The organism is Saccharopolyspora sp. CA-218241, assembly GCF_050954615.1.
Lineage (GTDB): Bacteria > Actinomycetota > Actinomycetes > Mycobacteriales > Pseudonocardiaceae > Saccharopolyspora > Saccharopolyspora cebuensis.
On record NZ_CP191860.1, the window covers coordinates 5040030 to 5051371 of the forward strand.

At 72.0% G+C, this 11342-nt stretch carries 10 protein-coding genes; 3 read left to right on the plus strand and 7 right to left on the minus strand.

The window, feature by feature from the left end; genetic code table 11:
• Window positions 1-49: 49 nt before the first annotated feature.
• On the minus strand, window positions 50-1138 hold the full coding sequence (locus tag ACQP0T_RS23975) for an adenosine deaminase (RefSeq protein ID WP_345358380.1): 1089 nt from the start codon (window positions 1136-1138) through the stop codon (window positions 50-52).
• 299 nt (window positions 1139-1437) lie between these two features.
• Between ACQP0T_RS23975 and ACQP0T_RS23980 the strand changes: the two genes are divergently transcribed.
• Complete coding sequence (locus ACQP0T_RS23980) at window positions 1438-2637, plus strand: hypothetical protein (protein ID WP_433870076.1); 1200 nt, start codon at window positions 1438-1440, stop codon at window positions 2635-2637.
• Window positions 2638-2809: 172 nt separating this feature from the next.
• On the opposite strand, the gene ACQP0T_RS23985 is transcribed toward ACQP0T_RS23980, so the two are convergent.
• The 6 genes from ACQP0T_RS23985 to ACQP0T_RS24010 all read right to left on the minus strand — a co-directional run bounded on the left by ACQP0T_RS23985 (window position 2810) and on the right by ACQP0T_RS24010 (window position 10003).
• Window positions 2810-4087: a thymidine phosphorylase gene (locus ACQP0T_RS23985; protein ID WP_433870077.1), complete on the minus strand. Its 1278-nt coding sequence runs from the start codon at window positions 4085-4087 to the stop codon at window positions 2810-2812.
• Between the two features lie 10 nt (window positions 4088-4097).
• Window positions 4098-4478 carry a cytidine deaminase gene (locus ACQP0T_RS23990; protein WP_433870078.1) on the minus strand — a complete coding sequence of 127 codons (381 nt, stop codon included), beginning with the start codon at window positions 4476-4478 and terminating at the stop codon, window positions 4098-4100.
• A gap of 143 nt (window positions 4479-4621) precedes the next feature.
• Window positions 4622-5869: an ABC transporter permease gene (locus tag ACQP0T_RS23995; protein WP_433870079.1), complete on the minus strand. Its 1248-nt coding sequence runs from the start codon at window positions 5867-5869 to the stop codon at window positions 4622-4624.
• The gene (locus tag ACQP0T_RS24000; RefSeq protein ID WP_433870080.1) at window positions 5866-6936 is read right to left on the minus strand and encodes an ABC transporter permease; all 1071 of its coding nucleotides are present in this window, start codon (window positions 6934-6936) and stop codon (window positions 5866-5868) included. Before ACQP0T_RS24000 ends, ACQP0T_RS23995 begins: the two co-directional genes overlap by 4 nt.
• Window positions 6933-8483, minus strand: coding sequence for an ABC transporter ATP-binding protein (locus ACQP0T_RS24005; RefSeq protein WP_433870081.1), 1551 nt, complete (start codon window positions 8481-8483; stop codon window positions 6933-6935). Before ACQP0T_RS24005 ends, ACQP0T_RS24000 begins: the two co-directional genes overlap by 4 nt.
• 350 nt (window positions 8484-8833) lie before the next feature.
• Window positions 8834-10003: a BMP family lipoprotein gene (locus tag ACQP0T_RS24010; RefSeq protein WP_433870082.1), complete on the minus strand. Its 1170-nt coding sequence runs from the start codon at window positions 10001-10003 to the stop codon at window positions 8834-8836.
• Between the two features lie 439 nt (window positions 10004-10442).
• Between ACQP0T_RS24010 and sdhC the strand changes: the two genes are divergently transcribed.
• Both sdhC and ACQP0T_RS24020 read left to right on the plus strand, forming a co-directional pair.
• Window positions 10443-10877: a succinate dehydrogenase, cytochrome b556 subunit gene (sdhC, locus tag ACQP0T_RS24015; protein WP_345358356.1), complete on the plus strand. Its 435-nt coding sequence runs from the start codon at window positions 10443-10445 to the stop codon at window positions 10875-10877.
• 3 nt (window positions 10878-10880) lie between these two features.
• Window positions 10881-11297 (plus strand): succinate dehydrogenase hydrophobic membrane anchor subunit, encoded by a 417-nt coding sequence (locus tag ACQP0T_RS24020; RefSeq protein ID WP_345358354.1) that lies wholly within the window; start codon window positions 10881-10883, stop codon window positions 11295-11297.
• Window positions 11298-11342 lie beyond the last annotated feature (45 nt).

Here is an 11342-nt window from a genome sequence, read left to right on the forward strand (position 1 = left end):
GACGGGTGCGGGTCCACCGGTGGCAGCCCGCACCGGTGGACCCGCGGCCTCATCCGAGCAGCGCCGCGTACCCGGGCTTGATCTGGTCGTTGATGATCTCCAGGCGCTCGTCGAAGCCGAGGAACGCCGACTTCATCGCGTTCACCGTGAACCACTGCAGGTCCGCCCAGCCGTAGCCGAACGTCTCGTGCAGCGCGGCGAACTCGCCCGACATCGAGCAGTGGCTCATCAACCGGTTGTCGGTGTTGACCGTGACGCGGAAGCGCAGCCGGGCCAGCATGCCGATCGGGTGCTCGGCGAGCGACTTGGCCGCACCGGTCTGCAGGTTCGACGACGGGCACATCTCCAGCGGGATGCGCCGGTCGCGGACGTAGGAGGCCAGCCGTCCCAGGTGGACCTCGCCGTCGTCGTCGACCCGGATGTCGTCGACGATGCGCACCCCGTGGCCGAGCCGTTCGGCCCCGCAGTGCTGGAGCGCCTCCCAGATCGACGGCAGCCCGAAGGCCTCGCCCGCGTGGATGGTGAAGTGCGCGTTCTGCCTGCGCAGGTACTCGAAGGCGTCCAGGTTGCGGGTGGGCGGGAAGCCCGCCTCGGGACCGGCGATGTCGAAGCCCACCACCTCGGCGTCCCGGTAGCGCACGGCCAGTTCGGCGATCTCGCCGGACCGGGCGTTCTGCCGCATGGCGCACAGCAGGGTGCCGATCCGGATGGTGCGGCCCGCCGCCGCCGCGCGCCGCTCCCCGTCGCGGAAGCCCTCCTGCACGGCGCGCACGATCTCGTCGAGGGTCAGGCCGCGCTCCTGGAACAGCTCCGGGGCGTAGCGCACCTCGGCGTAGACGACGCCGTCGGCGGCCAGGTCCTCGGCGCACTCGGCGGCGACCCGGGACAGCGCCTCGGGGGTCTGCATCACCGCGACCGTGTGCGTGAAGGTCTGCAGGTAGAGCTCCAGCGAGCCGGAATCGGCCGCGCTGGCGAACCACTCCTCCAGCGCGACGGGGTCGTCGTGCGGCAGGTCCGCGTACCCGCACTCGGCGGCCAGCTCGGCGATCGTCTCCGGACGCAATCCGCCGTCCAGGTGGTCGTGCAGCAGCACCTTCGGCGCTAGCCGGATCGTGTCCAGGTTCACCGGTGTCGACATGGCACCACGCTACTCGCCCGCCCCCGCGCACCTGGATCGCCCGGCCGGGTCGCGACGTCGCCGCCGGTCGGGCCGCGCCCCCCTGCCCACCGGAACTCACCCGAACGGCCGCGCGCTCCGCCGGATGCGCATTCGGCGTACTCCGGGCAGGTCTGTTCGGCCCTGCGGAGCTGGTCCGAACGGCGGGGAATCCGAAATCGGGATGCGGACGAAGATCGGGGGGCGACTGGGCACGTCCGGAACGAGTAGCTACGCTCCTCTAGTCCTCACCTTCCCCTCGACGAAGGACACCCCTAGCCGTGACCGAGAACATGTCGTTCGACCGCATGCGCAACATGCTCACGCGTGCGGCGGAGATTCGCGAAAGCGAACAGCAGCAGATCTTCGACGCGCTCGACGAGATCCACGCCCGGCTGTCGCCGCTGGAGTCCCTGGGCTCCGTGCGCAAGCGGCTGTCCGAGCTGCCGGACCGCACCGAGGTCAGCGTGCTCGCCGAACGACTCGACGAGGCACTGGCCAAGCTGGAGTCCCACGACGGATCGCTCGGCGAGCTCAAGACCTCCGTCGACGGGCTGGTCGACAAGCTGGCGACCCCCTTCGCGCAGCTCGACGGGCGCCTCGACGGCGTCGTCGGCCGGATGGACGGGGTCTCCGGCCGGATGGACGGGCTGGAGGACAAGCTCGGCCACATCCACAAGCGGATCGACGAGCTCGGCCAGCACCTCGACAAGCAGGACGGTCGCCTGGAGTCGCTGCCCGCGGCGGTGCACGGCCCGGTCCGCGAGCGCGTCGACACCCTGGAGACCAGCCTGCGCGGGCGGTTCGCCGAGATCGACGAGGGCGTGCACGAGCACCTCGACGGCACCCGCGAAGCGCTGCAGCGCGCCGTCACCGACTCCGCGAGCACCGTGCAGAGCTCGGTGTCCGAGTCGGTGTCGCAGTCCCGCGACCAGCTCGACGGCAAGCTCGACCACCTCGCCTCCCGCCCCGCGGTGGACCCGACCGACCGGTTGGACAAGCTGGCCGAGCGGCTGGAGCAGCTCACCAACCGGCTCGACGAGGTCGCCGGCGGGCTGGACCGCGTCGAGACCAACGTCAACGGCCGGATCGACGCGGTCGAGCAGGGCTTCGGCGACCGGATCAACACCGTCGAGGAAGGCGTCAAGTCCGGGCTCGGGGAACTCGGCGGCACGCTGTCGAAGAACCTCTCGCAGCTCGGCGGCACCCTCTCGTCGCGGCCCGACTCCGAGGCGGTCGACGCGATGGTGCGCCAGGCCAACGAGGAGAGCGAGCGGCGCCACGCCGGCCAGCTCGACGAGGCGATGGCGACCTTCGCCGAGCTGATCCTCGGCGGCGGCGCCCCGTCCGCCCCGCCGCCGCCGACCACGCTGCCCCGGCAGCAGCAGCGGCGCAACCGGTCCAAGAGCGCCAAGCGCGAGCCGGACAAGGCCATCGCCTCCGACGACGACGGCGGCGAGCTCCCGGCCGAGACCGCCTGAGCCTCCGCACCCCGCGACGCCCCGCCCGCACCAGCGAGCGGGGCGTCGCGCTGCGCGTCCAGCACGGGTTCCCCCACCCGTTCGTGAGCTGAGTGAGGGGCGCCCTGTACCCCGTTACGTGGTACAGGGCGCCCCTCGCTCAGCTCGAAACCACCTGGTCGGGGGGCGGGGGTCAGGTGATGCGGTCGAGGACCAGCGGGGGCGGCGCCGGGGCCTCGGCGGCGATGGTCCAGGCGCCGTCGAGGGCGGCGCGCGCGGCGGGGAGGGTCTCCGGGCGGTCGGTGTGCAGTTCCAGCAGCGGCTGCCCGGCCTCGACCCGCCCGCCCGGCTCGACCAGGCTCACGATCCCGGCGGCGTGGTCCACCCGGTCCTCCTTGCGGGCGCGTCCGGCGCCGAGCCGCCACGCGGCCAGTCCCACGGCCATCGCGTCGAGCCGCGCCAGGACGCCCGATTCCGCGGCGGTGACGTGCTCGACGTGCCGCGCGGTGGGCAGCGGCGCGTCCGGATCCCCGCCCTGGGCGGCGATCATCCGGCACCACGTCTCGTGCGCCCGGCCGTCGGCGAGCACCTCCGCCGGGTCCACTTCGGACAGCCCGGCGTGCGCCAGCATCTCCCGGGCCAGCGCCACCACCAGCTCCGCGACGTCGGGCGGCCCACCACCGCGCAGCACCTCCACCGACTCGGCGACCTCCAGCGCGTTGCCCACCGCGCGTCCCAGCGGCGTCGACATGCCGGTGATCAGGGCGCTGGTGCGCAGGCCGTTCGCGGTGCCGATGCCGACCAGCGCGATGGCCAGTTCGCGGGCGCTGCCCAGGTCCTTCATGAACGCCCCGGAACCGCACTTGACGTCGAGCACCAGGCTGCGCACGCCCTCGGCGAGCTTCTTGCTCATGATGGACGCCGCGATCAGCGGGACGGACTCCACGGTGCCGGTGACGTCGCGCAACGCGTAGAGCTTGCGGTCGGCCGGCGCGAGTCCCGCGGTGGCCGCGCAGACCACGGCGCCCACGTCGTCGAGCCGGGCGCGGATCTCGGGCACCGACAGCTCCGCCCGCCACCCGGGGATCGACTCCAGCTTGTCCAGGGTGCCGCCGGTGTGGCCGAGCCCGCGCCCGGACAACTGCGGCACCGCCGCACCGCAGGCCGCCACCAGCGGCGTCAGCGGCAGCGTGATCTTGTCCCCGACGCCGCCGGTGGAGTGCTTGTCCACGGTCGGCCGCCGCACCCCGGACAGGTCCAGCACCTCGCCGGAGGCGACCATCGCGGCGGTCCAGCGCGCCGTCTCCTGCCCCGACATCCCGCGCAGCAGCACCGCCATCGCCAGCGCGGCCATCTGCTCCTCGGCGACCTCGCCCCGGGTGTAGGCGTCGATCACCCAGTCGATCTGGTCGTCGGTGAGCCGCTGCCCGTCCCGCTTCGCGCGGATCACGTCGGTCGCCGCGAACACCATCGCCCTCCCGTCACAGCTCGAACGCGTCCGGCAGCACCTCGCGCATCGGCAGCACGCCGCGCGGCGTGTCCACCGCGCAGTCCGGGCCGCCGAGCTCGTGCAGGAGCTGGCGGCAGCGGCCGCACGGCATCAGCAGGTCGCCGTCCCGGCTCCGGCACGCCACCGCGACGAACCGGCCGCCGCCGGTGAGCCGGAGCTGACCGGCCATCGTGCACTCGGCGCACAACGTCAGCCCGTAGGACCCGTTCTCGACGTTGCACCCGACCACGATCCGGCCGTCGTCGCACAACGCGGCGGCTCCCACGCGCAAGCCCGAGTACGGGCAGTACGCCGAAGCGGCGGCCCGCACCGCCGCCGCCCGCAAGGCTTCCCAGTCGACCGCGCCACCCACTCCACCACCACACCGCCACCGCACCCCCGCGTCAACCCCCCGGTTCCGCAGGCCCGGGCCGTCACCCGTTCGGGACGTGAGTGAGGGGCACCCTTATCCAAGTTACTTGGACAAGGGTGCCCCTCACTCCGTTCTCGTCCGGGTCAACTGCCCCTGCGGTAGCTGAGGCCGTTGGCCGCCGGAGGCCGGAGGCGCTGCGACGCCGCCGCGAGCACGACGAGGGTCACCAGGTGCGGGGTGTAGGCGGTCAGCACCTCGGGGAGCTCGTCGGTGTACCAGTAGATCGAGTAGACGATCCCGGCGGCGACCAGGGCCACGCCCCCGGCGAACCAGTTCCGCCGCCACATCTGCAGCAGCACGACGGCGAGCAGCACGAGCGCGGCGGCGTAGAACAGGGCGTGCACGGTGATCTCGCCGTCGCGGAGCTGGAGCCCGTCGGAGTAGCCGAACAGCGCGGCGCCGCCGAGCAGCCCGCCGGGACGCCAGTTGCCGAAGATCATCGCGGCGAGTCCGATGTAACCCCGGTTGTTGGTCTGCCCTTCGAGGTACCCGGCCTGGCCGGGGTTGAGGATGAGCGCGGCACCGCCGATCCCGGCCAGCGCGCCGGAGACGAGGACCGCCGAGTACTTGTAGAGGTAGACGTTGACGCCGAGGGATTCGGCGGCCACCGGGTTCTCGCCGCAGGAGCGCAGCCGCAGCCCGAACGGCGAGCGCCACAGCACCAGGTAGCTGACCGGAACCAGCAGGTAGGCGAGCAGGGTGATCGGCGAGACGCCGGTGAGCAGGCCGCCGAGGATGCCCGCCACGTCGGAGATGCCGACCCGCTGGAGGTCTTCGAGCCACTGCAACCAGTCGCCGAAGGGCTGGGCGGAGTAGGTGTCGAACTTGGGCACCGGCGGCGATTCGCGCGGGTTCTGCGAGACCGGTTCGAAGACCAGGGTGGACAGGTACTGCGCGGTCCCGGCGCCGAGCAGGTTGATGGCGACGCCGGAGACGATGTGGTTGACGCCGAAGGTCACGGTGGCCACGGCGTGCAGCAGGCCGCCGAGCGCGCCGAACACGGCCGCGGCGACGAGCCCGGCGAGCGGTCCCCACTGGTACCCGGCCCAGGCGCCGCCCCAGGTGCCGAGGATCATCATGCCTTCGAGGCCGATGTTGATGACCCCGGCGCGTTCGGCCCACAGCCCGCCGAGGGCGGCGAACAGGATCGGCACGCCGAGCCGGACGGCGGACTGCACGGTGCCGGAGGCGGTGAGCTCGGGCAGCCCGGTCTGGTACGAGGTGAACGACACCGCGACGACGGCGATGCCGACCCACAGCGCCGCGCGCGCCCAGCCGGGCATCGGGCGGCGGGCGGGGGCCGCGGCGGTCTCGATGAAGGCGCTGGTCATGCCCGGTCACCTCCGGTGGCGGCGAGGGCGCGGCCGACCCGGCGCTGCTCGGCGGCGAGCTCGCGCCGCCGGACCAGTTCGTAGGCCACCACCACGGACAGCACGATGGTGCCTTGCAGGATGATCACGATCTCCTTGGGGACTCCGATGTTGTCCAGCGTGAGCGAGCTCTTGTCCAGGAACGACCAGAGCAGTGCGCCGAAGGCGACGCCGACCGGGTGGTTGCGGCCGAGCAGCGCGATGGCGAGCCCGGCGAAGCCGTAGCCGGTGGGGAAGTTGATCGTGAAGGTGTGGTCCCGGCCGAGGATCTCGGGGAGCCCGGCCAGTCCCGCGATGGCCCCGGAGAGCAGCATCGCGGTGAGCACCATCTTCTTGGAGTCGACCCCGCCCGCCTTCGCGGCGGTCGGCGAGAGCCCGGTGGCCCGCAGGTCGAAGCCGTAGCGGGTGCGGTCGCGCAGCAGGGCGTAGCCGACGCCGATCGCCACCGACAGCAGCACCAGCCCGAAGACGGTGCCCGCGCTGCCGAAGGACAGCCCCGGCACCTGGCCGGACGGCGGGATGGCGGCGGTGCCCAGGGTGTTGCCGCGCAGCTCGCCGAAGGTCTGCACCAGGTAGGCGATGACGCCGATGGACAGCGTGTTGAGCATGATCGTGGAGATCACCTCGGACACGCCGCGGTAGACCTTGAGCAGCGCCGCGATCCCGCACCACAGGGCGCCGGTGGCGGCGCCGACGACGACCACGACGACGGCGTGCAGCCCGAACGGCAGGCTGATCGCGCCGCCGACGATGGCCGCCACGCAGGCGGCCAGCCGGTACTGGCCCTCGATGCCGATGTTGAGCAGGTTCATCTGGAACCCGATGGCGGCGGCGATGGCGACCAGGTAGTAGGCCGCGGCGGTGTTCAGGATGTCGACGGCGGTGCCGCCCCGGCCGACGCGACCGATCATCTCGGCCAGCGTCGCGACCGGGTCGGCGCCGGAGAACAGCAGCACCGCGCTGCACAGCACGGCGGAGAAGACGATCGCCAGCGCCGGGGGCAGCAGTCGGGCGCGCCAGGTGTTCATGCGCTCTCCCCCGCTCCGGTCATGGCGGCCCCGAGTTCCTCCGGGGTGACGGTCAGCGGGTCGGCGTCGGCGACCAGCCGCCCGCCGAACATGACCTTGATGGTGTCCGACAGCCCGATCAACTCGTCGAGGTCGGCGGAGACCAGCAGCACGGCGAGCCCGGCGGCGCGGGCGGCGCGCAGGTGCTCCCAGATGCCCGCCTGCGCGCCGACGTCCACGCCCCGGGTCGGGTGCGCGGCGATGAGCAGGGCGGGATCACCGGCGAGCTCGCGCCCGACGACGAGCTTCTGCTGGTTGCCGCCGGACAGCGCGGCGGCGTCGACGTCGATGCCCGGGGTGCGCACGTCGAACTCCGCGACGATGCGGCGGGTGTCGGCCTTGGCCCCGGCGAGGTCGAGCCAGGGGCCGCGGGCGGCGGGCGGCCGGGTCTGGTGGCCGAGGATGCGGTTGAACCACAGCGACTCGTCGAGCAGCAGCCCCTGCCGGTGCCGGTCCTCGGGGACGTAGCCGATGCCCGCTTCGCGGCGGGCCAGGGTGGACAGCCCGGTGAGGTCGCGTTCGCCGAGGTGGATCGAACCGCTGCGCAGCGGTCGCATCCCCATCACGGCCTCGACCAGCTCGGTCTGGCCGTTGCCCTCGACCCCGGCGATGCCCAGCACCTCACCGGCGCGGACCACGAGGTCGACGTCGCTGAGCACGGCGCGGTCCTGCTCGGTGGCGCCGAGCCCGCGCACGGTGAGCACCGGGCGTTCGGTGACGGTGGACGGGCCGCGTTCGGGCACCGGCAGCGCGCTGCCGACCATCATCTCGGCGAGTCGGCGGGAGCTGACCTCGGCGGCGGGCACGGTGCCGACGGTGGTGCCGCGGCGCAGCACGGTGACGGTGTCGGCGATGGCCCGGACCTCGTCGAGCTTGTGCGAGATGAACAGGAAGGTGAAGCCCTGCTCGCGCATGGTGCGCAGGGTGGCGAACAGCTCGTCGACCTCCTGCGGCACCAGCACGGCGGTGGGCTCGTCGAGGATGATGATCCGGGCGCCCCGGTAGAGCACCTTGAGGATCTCGACCCGCTGCCGGTCGGCGACGCCGAGCCGCTCCACCGGCACGTCGGGGCGCACGTCGAACCCGGCGCCCGCGGCGAGTTCGAGCACCCGGGCGCGGGCCCGGCGGCCGATGCCGTGCGCGGATTCGGCGCCGAGCACGACGTTCTCCAGCACGGTCAGGTTGTCGGCGAGCATGAAGTGCTGGTGGACCATGCCGATCCCGGCCCGGATCGCCTCGGCCGGGGTGCGGAACCGGACCTCGGCGCCGTCCACGCGCAGCGTCCCGGAGTCCGGCGGCTGCATCCCGTAGAGGATCTTCATCAGGGTGGACTTGCCCGCCCCGTTCTCGCCGCACAGCGCGTGCACCTCGCCGGTGGCCACCGACAGGTTCACGTCGGAGTTGGCGACGACCCCGGGGAAGGTCTTGGTGATGCCGGTGAGCTCGACGGCGGGCGTGCCCGCGCGAGCGGGCGGGCCGCCGGGATCCGGCTCGGTGGAGGTGTTCATGGAGCTCCGTGGGGAGGGGACGGCCGACCGCGGTGGTCCGGCGGTGCCGGGCCGTCCGACGATGCCGGGTGCTGCGGTGGCGGGCCCGGCGTTGGCGTGAACCCGCCACCACCGGCGCGGGACCCGCATCGGACGTCGGTCTGGTTCTTTTCTTGTGCAGCGGCGCAGCCGCTTGTCCATGCACCCGACCGGCCCCGTCGCGGGTTCTCAGCGGTCTTCTCGCGAGGACAGCCCCGACGCCGTGTACGCGTTCGGTACATCAGGAGGGGCTCCCGGAGTGAGAAGACCGCTGAGGTTCCGCCACCCGCACCGCGCTGCAAACCGGGTGCAAGACGAGCTCTCTCAGCGCGTCAGGGGGTGTCGGAGACCTGGATCTCACCCCGCGCGATGGCCGCCTTGTAGGCGTCCACCGTCGGGACCAGGTCCTCGATCATGCCCCCGGAAGTGGAATACCCCACACCGTCGATGGAGAGGTCGAACTTGGTGGGGAACGTGCTCAGATCGTTGCGGGCGACGGCGGCCACGTAGTCGAAGACCGCGAGGTCGACCCGCTTGAGCATGGAGCTGATGATCACGTCCTTGAACTGGGCGACCGTGGGCTGGTGGTACTGGTCGGAGTCGACCCCGATGGCCTGGGCCTCGGCGGAGTGCACCGCGGAGAACACGCCCTTCCCGGAGGCCCCGGCGGCGTGGTAGAGCACGTCGGCACCCGCGTCGAGCTGGCCCTGGGCGATCTCGGCGCCCTTGTTCGGGTCCTGGAAGCCGCTGTAGTCACCGGCCGGGGTGAGGTAGTCGCGCTCGATCTCGATGTCCGGCGCGGCGGCCTGGGCGCCCTGCACGAAGCCCGCCTCGAACTTGCCGATCAGCGGGGTCTCGACGCCGCCGACGAAGCCGACGTGGCAGTTCTGGGAGCGGTGCGCGGCGATGACCCCGACCAGGAACGAGCCCTGCTCCTCGGCGAAGACCAGCGGGGTGACGTTGGGGATGCCCTGGACGTTCTCGTCGACGATGGCGAACCGGGTGTCCGGGAACTGCGGGGCCACGGTCCGGACCGCGCCGGCGTAGGCGTAGCCGACGGCGATCACCGGGTCGTAGCCCTCGCGGGCGAGCTGCTGGAGCCGGGTCAGCTTGGCGTCCTCGGATTCCCCGGCCCCGGCGTCGAGCTCCTTGACCTCGGCCAGGCCCATCTCGGCCTTGGCCCGGTCCAGCCCGGCCACCGAGGCGTCGTTGAACGAGGCGTCGCCCCGGCCGCCGATGTCGAAGGCGAGCCCGACGCGCAGCTGGGAGGCGTCCGGGAGCGGCTGCCGGGTCCGCTCGCTCGACGTCGTGGTGGCCGGGGCCGCGGCGGGCGGTGGCGCCAGGCGGCAGCCCTGCCCGGAGGCGCTGCCGCCGTCCCGGCCGCCGGCGTCCTTGGCGCAGCCCGTGAGCGCGAGCGCGCCGGCCAGCAGCGCGGCGAGCGCGGCGGTGCGCCTGCGGCGCGTCGTTGCGGCACCCGAGCGCCCTGTCGGCGTTCGCAGCATGCCGTTCCCCTTTCCCAGTCGATCTCACCGCGACCTCCTGATCGGACCCCCGGGCTCCCCGGAAGACCACGACGCAGGAAGAAATCCACCCGATGGTGTTCCCTCGGACGAATTCGATCGGACGCGGTTCACGCCATCCGGTGACGTGGCTCTCGAAACTAGGTCTTGACGCCGCCGGATGCGCATCGCTTGGGAGTCACGAAATGATTTCTACATCGATCCACAGCCGCACGTAGCTTGTCTGGTCGATCACAGACGGCACAGGCGAGTAGGCCCGGCATCAGGGACGGGACTAGCATTCCGAGACGTCAAGGCCCCAGCACAAGCGGCCGGTGACGGGCGTACGCCCCGGGGACGGGGAACCACTGCGACTCGGCCCCGGTCGCCAGGTTCCCGACCGGGGCCGTCAGTCCACCAGCGAGGTTGGAGGCCCTTCACCATGGCCAGCACCACCGCCTCCGCGGCCGATACCCCGGAGCGCACGGGCAGTCCGCGCGCCAAGGGGATCTACCGCGGCGATCTGGGCATGTGGTCGTGGGTCGCCCACCGGATCACGGGCGTACTCACCTTCTTCTTCTTGTTCGTACACGTCCTGGACACGGCTCTGGTCCGGGTTTCGCCGAACGCCTACGACACGGTCATCGAGACCTACAAGCACCCTCTGATGATCCTGTTCGAGCTGGGCTTGCTGGCGGCGGTGCTGTTCCACGCGTTCAACGGCATCCGCGTGATGCTCGTCGACTTCTGGGCCAAGGGCACCAAGTACCAGAAGCCGATGCTGTGGACCGTTGTGGGCCTGTGGCTGGTGCTGATGATCCCGGCATCGATCAGCCTGCTCGGCCGTGCCGCGACCGAACTGTTCGGGGGGCTGTGAACCATGACCACCGAAGCTCCGCTGTCCGTGGACAAGCCGCGCTCCTCGACGCGGCCCGCCGCCCGACGCAGCAACTTCGAGCTCTACAGCTGGATCTTCATGCGGCTGTCGGGCGTGGTGCTGCTGTTCCTGGTGCTGTTCCACCTGCTGATCATGCTGTTCCTCGACGGGGGCGTGCACCGCATCAACTTCGCGTTCGTCGCCGGCCGCTGGTCCTCGCCGTTCTGGCAGTTCTGGGACCTGGCGATGCTCTGGCTGGCCGGGCTGCACGGCGGCAACGGCCTGCGCACGGTGATCAACGACTACTCCCGCAAGGACAGCACCCGCTTCTGGCTGAAGATGCTGCTGTACGTCTCGGTCATCCTGACCGTCGGTCTGGGCACCTTCGTCCTGTTCACGTTCGATCCGAACATCGGCTGACCCCGACCTGAGACGAGCACCGGCGGGTCCTGCCCCGGTAGGCAG

Bases quoted from the DNA above. Each gene is read 5' to 3' on its own strand.
- ACQP0T_RS23975 (WP_345358380.1), bottom strand. From the start codon at position 1,138: ATGTCGACACCGGTGAACCTGGACACGATCCGGCTAGCGCCGAAGGTG.
- ACQP0T_RS24010 (WP_433870082.1), bottom strand. From the start codon at position 10,003: ATGCTGCGAACGCCGACAGGGCGCTCGGGTGCCGCAACGACGCGCCGC.
- ACQP0T_RS24020 (WP_345358354.1), top strand. From the start codon at position 10,881: ATGACCACCGAAGCTCCGCTGTCCGTGGACAAGCCGCGCTCCTCGACG.
- sdhC (WP_345358356.1), top strand. From the start codon at position 10,443: ATGGCCAGCACCACCGCCTCCGCGGCCGATACCCCGGAGCGCACGGGC.
- ACQP0T_RS23995 (WP_433870079.1), bottom strand. From the start codon at position 5,869: ATGACCAGCGCCTTCATCGAGACCGCCGCGGCCCCCGCCCGCCGCCCG.
- ACQP0T_RS23985 (WP_433870077.1), bottom strand. From the start codon at position 4,087: ATGGTGTTCGCGGCGACCGACGTGATCCGCGCGAAGCGGGACGGGCAG.
- ACQP0T_RS24000 (WP_433870080.1), bottom strand. From the start codon at position 6,936: ATGAACACCTGGCGCGCCCGACTGCTGCCCCCGGCGCTGGCGATCGTC.
- ACQP0T_RS24005 (WP_433870081.1), bottom strand. From the start codon at position 8,483: ATGAACACCTCCACCGAGCCGGATCCCGGCGGCCCGCCCGCTCGCGCG.